The sequence below is a fragment of the Methylophilus sp. 3sh_L genome, assembly GCF_046766015.1.
Lineage (GTDB): Bacteria > Pseudomonadota > Gammaproteobacteria > Burkholderiales > Methylophilaceae > Methylophilus.
In genome coordinates this window covers 214,264-232,137 of the sequence record NZ_JBKOUF010000003.1, presented here as the reverse complement: position 1 = coordinate 232,137, position 17,874 = coordinate 214,264, and the positions used below count along the sequence as shown (strand labels likewise).

The following is a 17,874-nucleotide window of genomic DNA, read 5'->3' as shown; positions in this document are numbered from 1 at the left end:
TAAACAATTCATCCAGCTTCAAAGCAACCATTTTGGAGGTTATTTATGCAACAACGTATCAAGCTTGCCATCAGCGCATTACTGTTAGGCAGCATCAGCACCAGCGCATGGGCAGATGCTGAACTGGACGCTTTAATGAAAGACGACAACCAATGGGCCATGCAGCGTAAAGACTACGCGAATCAGGGCTACAGCCGCTTGTCACAAATCAACAAAGGCAACGTCAAACAATTGAAAATGGCCTGGTCATTTGCCACTGGCGTGAACCGCGGCCACGAAGGTGCGCCATTGGTCATCGGCAACACCATGTATATCCATACCGCATTCCCAAACAACGTGTATGCGCTGGACTTGAACGATGACCAGAAAATTCTGTGGTCTTATTTCCCTAAACAGAGTCCAGATGTGCAATCTGTGATGTGTTGCGACAACGTGAACAAAGGCTTGGGCTACGGTGACGGCAAGATTCTGCTGCAACAGAATAATGGCGTACTGGTTGCACTGGATGCAAAAACAGGGGCCAAAGTTTGGGAAGTAACGGTGAATGATCCAAGAACAGGTGCGGCCAACACCAACGCTCCGCACGTGTTTAAAGATAAAGTAATCACTGGCTGTTCAGGCGGTGAATTCGGTGTACGTTGCCACATCAGCGCCTACAACATCAAAGATGGTAGCCTGATCTGGAAAGCCTACAGCACCGGCCCTGACAGCGAAGTGATGATTGGACCAGACTTCAACAAGGAAAACCCGCACTACAATGCTTTGTCATTGTATGAAGATGTCAATGGTGGCAACAAAATGGGTGGCTCCTTTAAAAATCTGGACAAAGCACAATTGAAATATCCAGAAGCTAACCTGGGGGTACGCACCTGGCTCAAACCACAACAGCAGAAAGACGGCTGGCAGAATGGCGGTGGCCCAACATGGGGTTGGTACTCTTATGATCCGAAATTGAACCTGATGTACTACGGCAGCGGTAACCCAGGCACCTGGAACCCAGACGTACGTCCAGGCGACAACAAATGGTCGATGACGATTTTTGCCCGTGACCTCGATAGCGGGTTGGCTCGCTGGGGCTACCAGATGACGCCACACGATGAGTGGGATTATGACGGCATGAACGAAATCGTGCTGTGGGAAGCCAACGGCAAACAATTGGCCACCCACTTTGACCGCAACGGCTTTGGTTATACCTTTGACCGTGCAAACGGCACGCTGCTGGTCGCTGAGAAAATGCATCCGTTCGTCAACTGGGCAACCAAGATTGATTTGAAAACAGGTATTCCGGTTAAGGATCCAAAGTTTTCTACCCACCAGGATTACAACGCGAAAGGCGTATGCCCTTCTGCGCTAGGGGTCAAAGACGAACAACCGTCCGCGTTTTCACCTAAAAACAAAATGTTTTATGTGCCACTTAACCACGTGTGCATGACCTATGAGCCAGTTGAGTCTAAATATGTGGCTGGTCAACCTTGGGTAGGGGCGACATTGACCATGTTTGCCGGTCCAGACGGTGTGATGGGTGGCTTTATGGCCTGGGATGGCCTCAAAGGCAAAGCACAGTGGTACAACAAGGAGAAATTCTCTGCTTGGGGTGGCGCACTGGTGACCGCTTCTGACCTGGTGTTCTACGGCACGTTAGACCGTTGGGTAAAAGCACTGGATGCCAAAACCGGTAAAGAGTTGTGGAAGTTCCAGGTAGGCTCAGGCGTTGTTGGCAACATGATCACCTATGGCCATAAAGGCAAACAATACGTTGGCGTATTGTCAGGCATTGGTGGCTGGGCTGCGGTAGCGATGAACCTTGGTTTGACCAACGACACAGATGGCTTGGGCGCTGCCGGTGGTTACAAGGAACTGACTAAATACAACGCGGCGCCTGGTGGCGGTGCCATGAATGTATTCAGCTTATAAGAGAGGAAATCGCATGCAATTATTTAACCAGACCTTGCTTGCCACGGCCTTACTGGCGGCCACTGCTTCAGCGATTGCTGGCAATGGCGCCGAAGCCCTGGCACAAAAAAGTGGCTGCTTACTTTGCCATGGCATCGACAAAAAAGTCGTTGGCCCGGCTTATAAAGAAGTCGCCGCCAAGTACAAAGGTGATAAAACGGCTGAAGCCAAGCTGATCCAGAAAGTGAAAGCAGGCGGCAGCGGTGTATGGGGTGAAATGCCCATGCCCCCTAACAGCCCTCAAGTGAAGGACGAAGATATCAAAACCATCGTCCAGTGGGTGTTGAGTTTGTAGTTCCCCTGCGAAATAAGGCGTCAGTGGCCTGTGCAATATTGAGGATCCACTTGTCCACTGACGCCTGTTTCCAAACAGTTTTACCATTGATCTCCGAGTGTGCCAACCCGCAAGGGTTGGCTTTTTTTTGCCACAAAATTAGCCATGCCTTAAAAGCGTTTACAATGCGGGCATGACGATCTCGCAAACCCTGTTTACACGCCGCATGCTCATGTGTGTCGCCCTAGGCTTCAGTTCTGGCTTGCCACTTTACCTGCTCCTGCAATTATTGCCTGCCTGGTTGCGTAGTGAAGGCCTCAACCTTAAAACAATTGCTGCCTTTGCCTTTATGCAACTGCCCTACACCTGGAAGTTTTTGTGGGCACCGTTGATGGACCGCTACAGCTTATTACAAGCGCTGGGCCGCCGCCGTAGTTGGATTATTGCCACACAGCTGGCACTCCTGGCCAGCATTGTTGGCCTAGGCACATGCCAACCGCAACAGGATATCGGCATGGTTGCGCTACTGGCAACACTGGTAGCATTGTTCTCGGCCAGCCAGGATATTGTCATTGATGCCTACCGCCGCGAAACGCTCAGTGATGAAGAGCTCGGCCTGGGCAACAGCCTTTATGTCAACGCCTACCGGATTGCAGGCCTGGTGCCTGGTTCACTGGCCCTGATTCTGGCAGACCACTTGGCCTGGTCACAGGTATTTTTAGTCGTGGGCTTGTTTATGCTCCCAGGCATTGGTTTTACGCTTTGGGCACAAGAACCCGTCATCGCCAGCGCCCCCAAAACCTTGCTCGCCTCCGTCATTGAGCCATTCAAGGAGTTTATCCACCGCCGCGGCTGGCAACACGCACTTTGGATACTAGTGTTTATTTTGCTCTACAAACTAGGCGACAGCATGGCCACTGCACTCGCCACCCCGTTTTATATTGATATGGGCTTTAGCAAAACCGACATCGGCGCCATTGCCAAAGGCAGCGGTCTCGTGATGCAAATTGCCGGTGCCTTTGTAGGCGGCCTCTGGATGCTAAAACTCGGCATCAACCGTGGCTTGTGGGTGTTCGGCGTGATACAAGCCTTATCCATCCTCGGCTTCGCCTGGCTGGCAAGCAGCGGCCCTTTTACCGAAATTGGTGCGTCAGAGCGCAGCATGCTAGCCGTAGTCATTGGTTTTGAAGCTTTTGGCGTCGGCCTGGGGACAGCTGCTTATGTCGCCTATATGGCACGTGAAACCAACCCTGCCTACACCGCCACGCAACTTGCACTATTTACCAGCCTCTCGGCCGTACCACGCTCGGTTTTCAATGCACTCACGGGCGGCATGGTCGAGGCACTGGGATGGCAGCAGTTCTTTTATGTGTGTACGTTGCTGGCGATTCCGGGGATGTTGCTGTTATTTAAGGTAGCGCCTTGGCGGCAAAAATAGGTAGTTCCTGACTTTTTCTTACGATGAGTAAATTAAGCCAATCCTTCTGTTTCCTAAACGAAGCTCAGCGTTTAATCCGCATTTACTTTCGCCTCTAGGGGAGTCACTTTCTGGTGCTTGTCCCCCAGAAAGTAACCAAAGAGGACGACACCCAGCCATCACGGCCTTCGGCTGCCTTGCGTTGCTCAACGAAATGGGCGTCCATCGAAACTCGCCCTGACAAGCCACACACTTCGTGGCTTGTTGCGGAACTCAAACAGCCGATGGCCGACTTCCCCCACTTCGTCTCCGCTACTCAGCGTGATGAATGGGATTCATCTCGCCAAACTCACAGCGTGAAAAATTGGAGGTTTAAAAACTCAAATTCTTTTCTTTAATCAACAGTCGGCGGCGCTCATGGGTTTTCGGGCCCCTATCTGCCGCGCCGAGTAGCGCAGACAAAATAAGATGAAGCGAGCGGCTGTCCGAATCCCGCGGTGGCCTGCGGTGTGTGCAGGCCGCTAGGATGAGTTTCGCGAGCGCTTATGCCTAAGTCCGGCAAAGCAACGGACGAAAGTCCTAAACTGAGCAACGCAGGAAACAAGCGGAAGCTAGGGTGCACTTTCTTTTGGTTACTTTATCTTTGGGCAAGCAAAGAAAAGTAACTCGCCGAGGGGCGAAAAACAAAGGTGGATCTCAGAAGAAACATCCACATCCACTCGCGGCAAGTTAATTACCAGCCCTTCAATTGTGTCCAAGTTAAAGTGTTAACCTCGCCTGGATTCCGGCCAACGCCGGAATGACAGCCCTACAGAGCCAGCTAAATATCGGTGAGGCGCAGGCAAAGAACTTGCTTTACCAATCCCTTGCTACACCTCATCTAAAATGACAGAACGCACTATCCCAGCAAGCTAAAAAGAACAACTTTCCTAAATTAATCCGCATAATCCACAATCAACGGCGCATGGTCGCTAAACCGCTCTGCCTTATACACACTCGCCGCCTTCACCTTTGCACCCAACACTGGCGTCGCCAGCTGATAATCAATCCGCCAACCCACATTCTTCGCCCAGGCCTGACCACGGTTACTCCACCAGGTGTAGCATTCATCAGTGGTCTCCGGATAAAGTCCACGATAAGTATCCACCCAGCCTACACGCCCCAGTACATCCGTCATCCAGGCGCGCTCTTCTGGCAAAAAGCCTGAATTCTTTTTATTGCCTTTCCAGTTTTTGAGGTCAATTTCCTGATGGGCAATATTCCAATCGCCGCAAATCACGACTTCACGGCCACAGGCAATCAATTGCTCCAGATGCGGCAAAAATTTCGCCATCACGGCAAATTTGAATTGCTGGCGTTCTTCACCGCTAGAGCCGCTCGGCAAATATAAAGACACAACGCTCAGATTGCCGTACTGGCATTCCAGATAGCGCCCTTCAGCGTCTATTTCGGCATGGCCTAGACCAATAATCACCTTGTCTGCAGGCTGCTTGCTGTAAATACCCACACCGCTGTAGCCTTTTTTCTCGGCATAATGAAAATAGCCGTGATAGCCGGGCGGTTGCAGCATGTCTGGCTGCATGTCCCCCACTTGGGCTTTGAGCTCTTGCAAACACACAATATCGCCACCACTATTCGCCAGCCATGGCAAAAAGCCTTTGTTACAGGCTGACCGTATGCCGTTGAGGTTCAAGGTTATAATACGCATTATTCAAATTCTTTCTGCTTTTTTAAAATGACTGCCAACACACTCAGTGCCGATTTTATTGCGTTTTCCATCCAGAAACAGGTATTGCGCTTTGGTGAATTTAAAACCAAAGCCGGCCGCTTAAGCCCGTATTTTTTTAATGCTGGCCTGTTTGATGATGGTGACAGCATGCTCAAATTGGGTGAGTTTTATGCAAACAGCATTCTACAGTCTGGTTTGCAATTCGACATGCTGTTTGGCCCGGCTTATAAGGGGATCCCACTGGTCACAGCCATCAGCATCGCGTTTGCGCGCATGGGCAAAAACTACCCGTATGCCTATAACCGCAAAGAAGCCAAAGACCACGGCGAGGGCGGCACCTTGGTGGGTGCAGCACTCAAAGGCCGTGTGCTGATTATTGATGATGTGATTTCTGCCGGAACGTCTATCCGTGAATCAGTCGAACTGATCCGCAATGCCGGAGCCACCCCTTGCGCGGTCAGCATCGCTCTGGACCGCCAGGAAAAAGGGTTAGGAGAGCTTTCAGCCGTGCAAGAAGTGGAACAGAACAACCAGATGCCGGTAGTCAGCATTGCCAAACTGGCTGACCTGTTTGCCTATTTGCAAGGCAACGAAAAACTGGCGCAGTATTTCCCGGCCATTGAAGCGTACCGTGTGCAATATTGCGTACGCTAAGTCAATTTTTACTATCAAATAAGCGAGCAGATGCTCGCTTTTTTATTTCAGCATCCCCATCAAGCGGGACATAATCAGCGCCGGATTATTCTCAACCACGCCATTAGGCGTTAACTGATTCACCACATCCGGCAAATGTTCGGCAATTTTGCTGCTCAACTCTTCAGTAGTCATATTCAGTTTGGTAGCAATCCCTGCCAGTACAGAACTGCCTAAAGCCGCGCCGATTTGCTGCGCAGTGACGCTCATATTGGCGCCTTTACTCACCCAGGAATCTACCTGCTCAGATAAACCGCCATTTTTCAGGGTTTGTAAAATCCCAGGTAAACCACCGTATTGTTGAAAAAGTTCCATGGCCAGTTTTGCCAGAGGGCCTTTGTCACCCATTACTTTGTTCATCATCGCACCGGCGACGCTATCGAATAATCCCATTATGAGAGCTCCTAATTCATTGGTTCTTTAGAAATTCTTTTCGCCTTCTTGGCGAGTTACTTTTTTGTAAGCATGTTTTAACTAAGTTGCACTGAGTCATTTTATTTCGCCTTTAGGCGACCATTCTTTCTTATGCTTGTCCATAAGAAAGAAGGCAAAGAACAAGACACCCTAGCTTCCGCTTGTTCCCTGCGTTGCTCGCCAAAACAAGCGGTCACGAAACTCGACCTGGCAGCTCACAAAATACGTGAGCTGCTGCGGGACTCGAACAGTCGCTCCCTTCTTCCTTGTTTTGGCTGCGCTACTCGGCGCGTCAGATAGGGGCCCGAAAACCCATGAGTGCCACCGTTTGCGGGCTAAAAAGAAAAGAATTTGAGTTTTTGAACGGTCCAAATTTCAACATTGTGATTTTGATGAGATAAACCCCATCCCATCACGCTGAGTAGCGGAGACAAAGTAAGGGAGAAGGGCGCGACTGTCTGAGCTCCGCGGCAGCTTGCGGGGTATGCAAGCTGCTAGGGCGAGTTTCGTGACCACTTACTTTGTCGAGCAACGCAAGGCAGCCGAAGGCCGTGATGGCTGGGTGTCGTCCTCTTTGGTTACTTTCTGGGGGACAAGCACCAGAAAGTAACTCGCCGAAAGGCGAAAAAGAACGTGACAAATCATCACCCATCACCCGCGTGGGCATACATGCCCACCCTATGCCGGAATGACGGATATTCAGCGGCAACCGATCCGCTTTACTCCTATTACAAACAAAGCCATTCCCCATTAACCCAGAAATCAACCTATCAGAACCGCTCACTCGCCCCCAAATACCGCCATTGCCCTGGCGGCAACTTACCCAGGTTAATACTCCCAATCCGAATCCGCTTCAATCCAACCACATGCAACCCGACTAATTCACACATCCGGCGAATCTGACGTTTACGTCCTTCGCGCAACACAAAGCGTAACTGGTCCTCATTCTGCCAGGAAACTTTGGCAGGTTTTAACTGGACGCCATCCAGACTCAGGCCATGATTCAGCAATGCCAACCCATTGGCACTGAGTTGACCTTCAACCCGCACCAGGTATTCTTTTTCAACGCTGGAATCATCGCCGATCAGCTTGCGCGCAACGCGACCGTCTTGTGTAAGTACGAGCAAGCCGGTTGAATCAATATCCAGCCGGCCGGCGGGGGCTAAGCCACGCAAATGGCCACGCTTAAAGCGGATATCACTACTGTCTTCAGACCATTGATTTTCAGGATTGACCAGCACTACTGCGGGCTCATAGCCATCTTCAGCCTGACCGCTGACGTAACCCACGGGTTTGTGTAGCAAAATGGTGACGGTTTCAGCTTGATGCTCTTTGGCATAGGCACTGATGATAATCTCGGCCTCTGGGTCAATGCGGGTGCCCAAGGTTTCAATGATTTCACCATTGACCTTGACCCAACCGTTCACGATCCAGTCGTCGGCTTCGCGACGTGAGCACAAGCCACGGTCGGCCATGACTTTCGATAAGCGTGGCTGCAGATCGCTGGCAGCGGCGGCAGGAGCAGGCTGGCGAGGAGGGCGGTCATCCGTTTTTGCAACGCGCGGATGCTGTTGTTCGCGCGTGTATTCGCCACGCCCGCTGTTAGCGGCAGATGAGCGCCTTTCTTTTTGCTCAGATTTACCATCAAATGATTTTGCAGGCTTATTTCGAACGGTTTTTTCTTTGCGTTCTGGCTGCGCTTGCGCACCGCGCGCTGGCTGTTCGACGGCAGGGCGCTCTTTTTTGACAGGCGGCGCTTTGCTGCGGTCACGCAGCTCTGCAGAAAGCGGCCGCACCGGTTTTTGTCTTTTTTGTTCTGAGGGCGCGGGCGGTTTATTGAGTTTGAGGGTAGACAAGGTAGTCGTCTCACCATAGAAAATGAATAAGACGCTATTGTAATTTATTTGGCGGGCAGCGGTCGAAAATTCAGGTTGCCAGGTTGCTTGCGGGCGCTTTCTGGCATGTAGTGCAAAATACTTTCCGCGCGCGCCAAAACCGGGTTTCTGGCAATAAACTGTTGTTTCCAGGCACGATGGGGGTTACGGATGATTCCGGCCAGCCAGGCAGCCTGGATAGGGTTCATCTTGGCAGGCTCCAGGCCAAAATAGTAGTTGGCCGCCGCATGCGCCCCACACAGTCCCGGGCCCCAATCCACGGTATTCAAATACAGATTAAGAATCTGCGTTTTATTTAAGGTGTGTTCGAGTTGCACCGCGTAGAGCAGTTCTTCAATTTTTCGTTTCCAGGTCCGCTCACCATTGGTAAACATGTATTTGACGACTTGCTGGGTGATGGTACTGCCGCCTACCGCTTTATTGGTGCTTTCTTTTCCCAGCAATTGCTGCATTTGCGTCAGCACATAGCCTGGATGATGCCTGAACTCGGCATCCTCAGCGATGATGACAGCCATAGGCAGCCAATGCCCCATTTTTTCGTAACTGAGCCAGTGCACTTTTTCAGGATGCTTTTGCTCATCAAGCAAGGGGCAATCATACTGAACCGTCGATGTCGTGACCTTGTCGAGATCAAGGCCAGTGACTTGCAGCTGTTCAAGCTGGGGCTGGGCGCTCCAGCTCTGCTTGGGCCAGCGCAGAGAGCCGCTGGCGGTCAAAAAACCAGCAACTTTTGCCTTTGCAATCGTTTCGGAGTGGCTCACCAGCGGCGCCAGTAAGCTTTCTAATGGCGTAGCAGGTAGCGTCCAGTTAAGCTTGAGGGCATGCATCGTCACTTTGCCTTCAAAATTGATTTTGAAGGCGGGTGGGGGCATGAAGGAGGAATTACCTGTGGCTGGGGAAGACTGTGCAATCAGGTGCCCATGCAGTTGCTGACCATTGAGCTTGAGCCATAGCTCCACGCTCTCCAGCATCAGCGGTTTATCACTGACCGACTTGGCGACCAGCCAACATTGCTGGCAGTGAACACGCAAGCCATCTGCATCATAAAGACGAATCTGGCCATGGTGCAGGCTAAAAGCCTTGTGATCCAGCCACCAGCGCCCCGCTGGCGAAGTAGCCAACATGAACAGGGGCAGCACACGGACCTGAATGCCACTGCCTATCGGCAGCTTAACGCGCCAGGCAGTTTTGTCATACGGCTGCCAAATCCAGGCCATGACGGCAGTCACCGTCAACAGAAGCGCTACCAACAGCGTGATTAGCAGGCGTTTGCACCAAAGACGGAGCATCTTGGACAATCCCTAAACGACCAGGCGCTCCACAATTTTGCCTTGCTGCAGATGGTTTTCAATGATGTCATCGATATCGCTTTCATCGACAAAGGTGTACCAGACGGCATCGGGATAGATGACCATCACCGGACCCTCCCCGCAACGGTCCAGACAACCTGCACGGTTAATGCGCACCTTGCCTGCACCCGCTAATCCTTGCGTTTTGACCTGCTTTTTCATGTAATCAAAAGCGGCTTCGGCCCCTTTGTTCATACAACAATCTTCACCGTTTTCGCGCTGGTTCAGGCAGAAAAAAACATGATATTGAAAGTGGCTTTGGGTCATCTATATCGCCTCAGTAAATAAGGACTATTATTCAGTCGAAAGTTGGTCATCCCTGGTAAACGTCCAGGTACGGGTAATACTTAGTACATCGGTATCCTGACGAATGTCTTCAGTAAATACCGGAAACGGTGCTGCCAATTGCACAATCCGTCTTGCCGAGTCATCGAGCAACCGGTGCCCGGAGCTGCGGTGGATATGGATATTTTCTATCGTGCCATCCGCCTTAATTGAGACGGTCATTTGCAATTGCCCGTATAACTTTTGTGTACGGGCTGCTTGCGGATAATTGAGGTTTCCAACACGTTCAATTTTTTGCCGCCACTGTTCCACATAATTCGCAAAGCGGTATTCACGCGTGCGTGCACCAATAAACTGCCGCTTGGGCCGGTTTTCATACGCTTCCTGTTGCTTGGCGATCAAGGCCTCCAGCTTGGCCATTTCTTGGATGGCAGCCTGATTTGTCGGCACTTGCTCAGGCAGTCGCTGCGCAGGGCGCTGCTCTTTGGGCGTGTGATGCGGCAGTGTTGAGGGGGCCTGCAGACTAGTGACTGATGTGCTGGCTTTTAGTTGCGTCAGCAGGGCTTGCGCTTCTTCTTGCAGTTTGGCGACCCGTTGTTTTTCGCGGACCAACTCGGTTTCTTGCGGCGCTGCGGCCAGGCTGGCTGAGGGTGAATTGGATGGGGCAGTCTCTGGCAAAGCGGCTTGTAATTGCTGCACACTGGGCAGCGGACTTTTCATCTTCCGCTGTTCATCGGTATTGCCGCCACGGTCAAGGTTGGCTTGTGCCAAGGCATCAGCCTTTTCTGGCGCGCTACGGGTTTTGCTGTTGACCAGCATCACCTGTAAAGAAGGAATCTGGTCTTTGAAGGCCTTGAGTTCAGGCTGAAAGTGGAGAGTTAGCAGCACAGCATGCACCAGCAACGAAGCCCACAGGGCCCATACCAATGCCGACCGCTTGCTTAGATGCTCCACTATGCCCATGCGGCGTCTGCCTGTTTATTCCTGCAAAGCCTGTAATAATTTCTGGTGCACGCCACCAAACCCACCATTACTCATCACCAGCACATGATCCCCAGGCTTAGCCATGGCACGCACGGCAGCCACTAGTTGGGCGAGGTCATCAAAGGTTTGAGCTTTGTGCTGAATCGGTGCCAGTGCTGCAGCGGCATCCCAGCCCAGGTTGCTGGCGTAACAAAAAACCGCATCCGCATCCCGCAAGCTGTCGGGCAGGGCCTCTTTCATCACGCCCAGTTTCATGGTGTTAGAGCGTGGTTCGAGGACTGCAAGAATCCGCGCGGCGCCCACTTTGGCCCGTAATCCGGCGACGGTAGTGGCAATCGCCGTAGGATGGTGGGCAAAGTCGTCGTAAACCGTCACGTCATTGACCACGCCTTTCACTTCCATGCGGCGCTTCACATTTTTGAATTCGCTCAATGCCTCAATCGCAATACAGGGTGCAACGCCAACATGCCGTGCCGCCGCAATCACGGCTAAGGCGTTGTTGCGGTTATGCTCGCCGAGCAGCTCCCAGCTCACATTGCCCTGGCGTTCGCCGTTAAAATACACATCAAATCGGCCTTGCGTATCAACATTTTGTACTTGCCAGTCATTGGCTGTATCTATGCGCTCCACCGCACTCCAGCAACCGCGTGCAAGCACGCGGTCCAGGCTGTCTTGCTGGTTGGCGATCACCAGGCCTTGTTGCGGTACAGTCCGCACCAGGTGATGGAACTGTTTTTCAATGGCGGCAAGGTCTTCAAAAATATCCGCATGGTCAAATTCCAGATTATTCAGCACGGCCGTACGCGGACGGTAGTGCACGAATTTGGAACGCTTGTCGAAGAAGGCGGTGTCGTATTCATCGGCCTCAATCACAAAAAATGGGGAAACCGACTGAGGGTCTTGTCTGGGCGTCTGTGGCAAGCGGGCAGAAACGCCAAAATTCTCGGGCACGCCTCCAATCAAAAATCCTGGCGCCAATCCGGCGTACTCCAGCACCCAGGCCAGCATCGAAGACGTGGTGGTTTTGCCGTGTGTCCCGGCCACGGCCAATACCCATTTACCTTGCAATACATTTTCAGCCAACCACTGCGGGCCAGAAATATAAGGCAGGCCCTGATTGAGGATTTCTTCCATTAAAGGATTGCCACGCGTCACCACATTGCCAATGACATACACATCAGGCTGCAAGCTAGTCTGCGAGGGATCAAAGCCTTGGATCAGTTCGATGCCTTGTGCCTCAAGCTGCGTGCTCATTGGCGGGTAAACATTGGCATCACACCCTGTGACCCGATGGCCGGCGGCCTTAGCCAGCACGGCAATGCCGCCCATAAATGTGCCACAAATGCCAAGGATGTGAATATGCATAGAATTTACCAGAACAGTTTAACGCATGCATTTTACCAAACAACGTCTGGCAAAACGGCAGTGATGTGATTCAATTTGACGCAAATAAAGACTGATATGCCCGGCAGCGGGCAGTGATATCGTGCGCCTGGAAAATATCGCTAATCACTGCCAGTGCATCCGCTCCAGCCGCGACCAATGGGCCGGCGTTTTCCAGCGTAATGCCCCCAATGCCAACCACTGGCAGAGCCAAGTGTTGCTTGGCTTGTGTAAATAACGCCGCTTCGGCACGTGGTGCATGCGGCTTGGTAGAAGAAGGATAACACGCACCAAAAGCCACATAATCCGCCCCTGCTGTTTGCGCTTGTTCAGCAAGGGCAAACTGGTTATAGCAAGAGGCGCCAATAATTTTTTGCTTGCCGAGCAAAGCACGCGCGTGGCTAATCGCATGGTCATGCTGGCCAACATGGACACCATCGGCATCAAGTTCCGCAGCCAACGCTACGTGGTCGTTAATTAAAAAAGGAATATTTGCAGCACGGCAGAGTGCTTGCAATGCTTGCGCCTGCTCCAGCCTGAGGGCCTCAGTGGCGTTTTTATGGCGGTATTGCAGGATGGCCACGCCGCCTTGCAGGGCCTGTTTCACCTGTTCGCACAACAGTGCTGTGTCATCACAATCTGGTGTGACCAGATATAAACCTTTAATGCTGAAGCTCACTGGCTTTTTCCTGCACCTCTGATTCGCGCGCCCAGAAGAATCGGTCCGGAATAAATTGTCCCATCCCTGGCCTGAAGGCATGCCGCAAGGTTTGCCAGGTAAATTCCTGTGCCTCGTGGACGGCTTCTTCCATCGTCAAGCCATGTGCAAGACAAGCCGTGATAGCACTGGTGAGCGTACAGCCAGAGCCATGATAACTACCGGGCAAACGTTCCCAGTGATAATCTTTAATCAAGCCTGGCGCGCCGTTCTGCAAGCCATACAGACTGTTAACGACATCATTTGAGCGCTCATGGGTGCCGGTAATCATCACGTATTCAGCCCCCATGCCCAGCAGGCGCAACGCACACTCTTGCAGCGAGCTATGCTTGACCTCGTCACCTTCGTCATAATAAGCCAGTCGGCGCGCTTCCAGACTATTTGGGGTGATCAGCGTCGCTTGCGGAAATAACAGCTCACACATTGCGGCTTGCATTTCTTCGTTAGATAGCTCATCGCCGCGGCCAGATGCGAGAATTGGATCGATGATCAATGGCACATCAGGATAATCGGCCACAATCTCTGCAATCACCGCGACATTCTCAACGCTTCCCAACAAGCCTAATTTAAACGCGCTCACCGAGACATCTTCCAAAATGGTACGTGCCTGGTCGTTGATCCAGTCTGAGTCTAGCGGCATCACGCTTTCTACGCCAACGGTATCTTGCGCAGTAATGCCGGTAATCACAGACAAGGGATAACATCCAATACTGGAAAGCGCCAGAATATCGGCCTGCACACCGGCACCACTGCTGGGATCACTAGCCGCAAACGTTAAAACGGTGGGAGGGGTATTTGCCATGAAAAATCCTTTGGAGCGGCTGACGGGAATCGAACCCGCGTATCAAGCTTGGGAAGCTGGCGTTCTACCATTGAACTACAGCCGCAGATGAACGGGCTCTATTTTACTTGGTGTTAGCATGAATACAAAACATTATTCAGCATAAAAATAAAGCCGGACAATTGCCCGGCTTTATTTGCGCTTAACTCATTAAATACAATTTGAGTTCACACCATCCGGCAATTTAACGCCGGAACTCAGGATAGGCGTACTACCCAGGTGATCTTCATTCACAGGACAAGCCACCGCATCAGGATCTTCATCATCACCCGCAGCAGGGTTCAGTGAAACGATGGTCATCGTATTCAAAGCAGGGTTAGTTCCGACCAGACCACCTAAACCAGCGTTGTCACGGGGCGAAATATTCAACAGCGTGGTTGGAGCAGTAGGCGTGGTTGGAACTGCCAAAATACTTGCTGTGGTCGTTGCCGTATTGTCAGCTAATATATAGTTATCTGCATCAACCCCACCTAAAGTAATTGCACTGATATTAACCGTTTTACCAGTACCAACAGCACTATCAATAAACTGCCCATCAGCTGTCGCCACTGTCAGTTGATCACTCCCCAACCGTCCATTAAAGATTGCGGCACCAGTATTGAGAGTAGCGAGTGTATTACCATCAAAGACTTTGTCATTCGCTGTGATCCCAGCCACCGTTGAAAGAGTTGCTGGTGTAATTTGACCAATAGCTCCAGTGGCACTTGCAGAAGTCTGATTATTTGTCAAAGTGTAGCCATATACCTGCCTTACTACATCAACACCATTTCTACTTGTGGTGTTGGTCACACTTAGAATCGAAACAGGATTCGTAGTCACGACCTTATTGTCACCAACATTTTTGTTATCAAAAGTTGCAGAAACTATATTACTGTAATTAATCACATCACCATCACGGCCCTCTGACACCAAGGATAAGCCTGCAATACTAGCATCTGTTGTCGTATCGTAAACACGACTTACAGACCCAGATAGTTTGGGATCAATCACAATATTTTCAGCGTAAATCAAGCCATTCCCTTTGGCTGCAGCATTGATCTGCTGTGTACCATTTTTTACACCATCATAAGTAGTGCCGTACTGCTTGAAATCATAGCCATTAAGGATTTTTGTACCGCGCTGCCCATTATCCGGTGATTGTGAATAAATGAGCCAACGACCATTTGCACCCGTAGAAATATCAAAATTGCTGGTATTCCTATACCCTCTGCCTGCGACAATTGTCGTATTCAAACTCTGTGCATTAGTAATGATATTGCCAGACTGAATTACATCTCGGCCCGCACGAATAAAGAGATCAGGAGCCTGCCCGATTGTTCCATTGGCTAACGCAAAACCGACTTTGAGTGAAATTTCTTTAGTGACAACATCACCAGTCGTCGAAACAAGTGAAACCGACCCGGCATTACCGCTTTGACCTTTACCTGTTGCACCCGAAGCGTTGATACTGCCAACATTAATTCCTGTTCCCGCATTCACAGCGATATTACCTGCGTTTGTACCGTTGTTATTGCCAGGATTTGAGGCATTCGTGTTAATACTCCCAGTGGTCACGCTACCGTTGTTAGCGTTGAGAGTGACATTAGCCCCATTAGAATTGCTTATGCCTTGAGTATTGATATTACCAATATTCAGATTGCCGTTAGTACTGCTGATTTGAACTGCACCCGAATTACTAGCAGCAATATTATTACCAGCGCCTGCCCCACCAGCGCCGGTGCTGATGTTACCGACTGTCGCATTGCCTGAGGTAGAGATTGTCACTGCACCGCCATTACCACCTGGCAATGCAACAACTTGCCCGTTAGGTGCTACAACCGAAGAGCCAGAAGTGTCGATACTTCCGGTCATATTCAAGCTGCCAGCATTAATCGTCACGCTGCCACCATTAAACCCAGCAGGGGGGAATGAATTTTCACGGCCTTTGGCAGAAATATTCGCTGAACCTAAGTCTGCCAATCCTGCCACCGTTATAGTTACATTACCCGCTTTTCCTGTGCTACTTCCCGCGCCTGGCGCACTAATATCACCAGCTGTATGCGTCAATGTGGCAGCTGAAAGTGTGACACCGCCTGTCCCTGAAATATTGGCACCAATTGCTAAATTACCGGTACCGCTATTGTCAGCATCTGCCTTAAGGTTGATACTGCCTTTGCCAGTGGTTGTGATGGCAGCATTTACATTGATGTCATTATTTGCTTCCAGACGCACGCTACCATCACGATTCATCGTAAGCGCACTGTTCACTGTAATGTTATTGTTAGCTTGCAAATAGAGCTCGCTGTAACCCTTCACCTGAGTGACATTAACTTCAGTAGTTGCGCCTGGATTATTGGCAAATGCATCGTCTGGTGTGCCATTCGGTTGGTTTGCAGGGGCCGATACCGCTGTGTTATTCAAAACAATGTTTTCAGGATCAAATAAAACCGTGCCGCCAATACCATTGGCTGCACCAACATTGACATCACCAAGCATAGCCAAGTGCTGCTTGCCAGAGACCTCAACAAACCCACCGTTACCTTTTGACGCACCACCTTGTGCAGAAATATCCCCATAGTAACGGGTTAAATCATCCGCCCAGACCACCACTTTGCCGCCATTACCTTCTTCAATGGCATCCGCTTTGATGGTTGCACCGCTGGCTACATAAGTGGTTCTAGCGTTATAAACCGCATCATTTTTACCTTGATAATCACCACCGACCAATACTTTGCCACCGCCTTTATCACCAGAGGCATCCAGCACAGCGCCGTTCATCAAAGCCACTTGCTCACCTGTGACCTCAATGCTGCCGCCAGTAGTGTTCAGTCCTTTCGCAATCAGGCGACCAGACACTTCGACCTTGGCATTCTCGCCACCCTCCAGACGGATGACACCATCACGCTCGACCAATTGATTGGCCTCAACAATCCCGGAGATATTGATTGCAGACGCGCGGGCATTGGTGGCCATTTGTACAAAGCCGCCATCGGCATAGATAGCGCCGCTGTTTTTGATATTGGCCTCGAGAGCATCCCCAGAGAGCTTCGCCTTTACAAGACCATTACCGAAGAAATCTAGCGTCGCCTCTTGTGCCGATCCGAGCACAACACTGCCATTATTTGCTACCAACGTCCCGGTATTTTCTACTGATTTACCAAGCAGAACGATATAACCTTCATTTTTAGCTTTAATAACACCATGATTGACAATAGACCCCATATTGTCAGTGCCTGTAAATTTATAACGTCCGGCCAGAAAATCATCATCGGTAATTTTTAATGTGGAGAGGATAATATTTCCAACATTAACTTCAGAACCTTTGGCAAAATAAATGCCGTTGGGATTCACAAATAAAAGCATATTGCTAACATTAAACTTGCCTTCAATTTGCGAAGCATCAGGCCCGGTAATCATAAACATTGCTCGGTCGCCAGCATGCTGATTTAAGTTAACTGTTTCGTTTGACCCAATATTAAAGCTATGCCAAGAAGCCTTGAGAGCGGAGGTTGTCTGATTGATATCAAGCGTGGTGCCATTGTTACTCACATCAAAAGTTGCATGCCCAATGTCCAGCTTTGCATCAGAAGGGAGCGCATAAGAAATGCCTGAGGCTGTGAGCGCGGCGACTCCTAAACTCACTCTTAATCCAAGCTTAGCTGACTTACTTAATCGAGCACTAAAAGTAAGGCTTTGACTCTGTATTCCGCGACTTACGGACAACGATTTTTTGCCTTTGCTACGCGCTGTCTCTGCAACTACAGTCCAGGCATTTTGTACATGACTCCACACCAATCTGTAGACGTGGTTTAAGGATGCTGCTTTCATGACACTTCTCCTTGTTAATAATAAACACCACTGACCTCATGACCAGTGGGTTACCATCACTTCTCTCATATTCCTGATATGGATGTAATTTTGATTCAGGAACTTTTTTTTGTATGTAGCCCAGTATGACTA

General features: G+C 50.5%; 14 protein-coding genes and 1 tRNA gene. 4 read left to right on the top strand and 11 right to left on the bottom strand.

Annotated elements, in window-relative coordinates; all coding sequences use genetic code 11:
• The first annotated feature begins 45 nt into the window (after positions 1-45).
• From ACIDF8_RS08815 to ACIDF8_RS08805, 3 genes are all read left to right on the top strand, one after another.
• The gene (locus ACIDF8_RS08815) at positions 46-1,914 is read left to right on the top strand and encodes a methanol/ethanol family PQQ-dependent dehydrogenase (protein WP_412010243.1); all 1,869 of its coding nucleotides are present in this window, start codon (positions 46-48) and stop codon (positions 1,912-1,914) included.
• Positions 1,915-1,927: 13 nt separating this feature from the next.
• Entirely contained in the window at positions 1,928-2,248 is a 321-nt protein-coding gene (locus ACIDF8_RS08810) for a c-type cytochrome (protein WP_412010242.1), read from the top strand.
• Between the two features lie 172 nt (positions 2,249-2,420).
• A complete protein-coding gene (locus ACIDF8_RS08805; RefSeq protein ID WP_412010241.1) occupies positions 2,421-3,665 on the top strand; it encodes an AmpG family muropeptide MFS transporter in 1,245 nt (414 codons plus the stop codon).
• A gap of 913 nt (positions 3,666-4,578) precedes the next feature.
• Here ACIDF8_RS08805 and ACIDF8_RS08800 read toward each other — a convergent pair.
• Positions 4,579-5,352 (bottom strand): exodeoxyribonuclease III, encoded by a 774-nt coding sequence (locus ACIDF8_RS08800; protein WP_412010240.1) that lies wholly within the window; start codon positions 5,350-5,352, stop codon positions 4,579-4,581.
• A gap of 27 nt (positions 5,353-5,379) precedes the next feature.
• Between ACIDF8_RS08800 and pyrE the strand changes: the two genes are divergently transcribed.
• Positions 5,380-6,027 (top strand): orotate phosphoribosyltransferase, encoded by a 648-nt coding sequence (gene pyrE, locus ACIDF8_RS08795; protein ID WP_412010239.1) that lies wholly within the window; start codon positions 5,380-5,382, stop codon positions 6,025-6,027.
• A 42-nt stretch (positions 6,028-6,069) separates the two neighbouring features.
• Here pyrE and ACIDF8_RS08790 read toward each other — a convergent pair whose 3' ends face one another.
• From ACIDF8_RS08790 to ACIDF8_RS08745, 10 genes are all read right to left on the bottom strand, one after another.
• Positions 6,070-6,459, bottom strand: coding sequence for a YidB family protein (locus ACIDF8_RS08790; protein ID WP_412010238.1), 390 nt, complete (start codon positions 6,457-6,459; stop codon positions 6,070-6,072).
• Between the two features lie 791 nt (positions 6,460-7,250).
• Entirely contained in the window at positions 7,251-8,336 is a 1,086-nt protein-coding gene (locus tag ACIDF8_RS08785) for a pseudouridine synthase (protein ID WP_412010237.1), read from the bottom strand.
• A 44-nt stretch (positions 8,337-8,380) separates the two neighbouring features.
• The gene (locus ACIDF8_RS08780) at positions 8,381-9,664 is read right to left on the bottom strand and encodes a biosynthetic peptidoglycan transglycosylase (RefSeq protein ID WP_412010236.1); all 1,284 of its coding nucleotides are present in this window, start codon (positions 9,662-9,664) and stop codon (positions 8,381-8,383) included.
• A gap of 12 nt (positions 9,665-9,676) precedes the next feature.
• Entirely contained in the window at positions 9,677-9,991 is a 315-nt protein-coding gene (locus ACIDF8_RS08775; protein ID WP_412010235.1) for a (2Fe-2S) ferredoxin domain-containing protein, read from the bottom strand.
• A gap of 27 nt (positions 9,992-10,018) precedes the next feature.
• Positions 10,019-10,972, bottom strand: a complete 954-nt coding sequence (locus ACIDF8_RS08770) for an energy transducer TonB (RefSeq protein ID WP_412010234.1) — start codon at positions 10,970-10,972, stop codon at positions 10,019-10,021.
• 15 nt (positions 10,973-10,987) lie between these two features.
• A complete protein-coding gene (gene mpl, locus ACIDF8_RS08765; protein WP_412010233.1) occupies positions 10,988-12,358 on the bottom strand; it encodes a UDP-N-acetylmuramate:L-alanyl-gamma-D-glutamyl-meso-diaminopimelate ligase in 1,371 nt (456 codons plus the stop codon).
• Positions 12,359-12,428: 70 nt separating this feature from the next.
• Positions 12,429-13,055, bottom strand: a complete 627-nt coding sequence (gene thiE, locus ACIDF8_RS08760) for a thiamine phosphate synthase (protein WP_412010232.1) — start codon at positions 13,053-13,055, stop codon at positions 12,429-12,431.
• Positions 13,039-13,896 carry a bifunctional hydroxymethylpyrimidine kinase/phosphomethylpyrimidine kinase gene (gene thiD, locus ACIDF8_RS08755; RefSeq protein WP_412010231.1) on the bottom strand — a complete coding sequence of 286 codons (858 nt, stop codon included), beginning with the start codon at positions 13,894-13,896 and terminating at the stop codon, positions 13,039-13,041. Before thiD ends, thiE begins: the two co-directional genes overlap by 17 nt.
• An 11-nt stretch (positions 13,897-13,907) precedes the next feature.
• Positions 13,908-13,981 (bottom strand) — tRNA-Gly (locus ACIDF8_RS08750).
• 104 nt (positions 13,982-14,085) lie between these two features.
• A complete protein-coding gene (locus tag ACIDF8_RS08745) occupies positions 14,086-17,742 on the bottom strand; it encodes a beta strand repeat-containing protein (RefSeq protein WP_412010230.1) in 3,657 nt (1,218 codons plus the stop codon).
• Between the last annotated feature and the right edge of the window lie 132 nt (positions 17,743-17,874).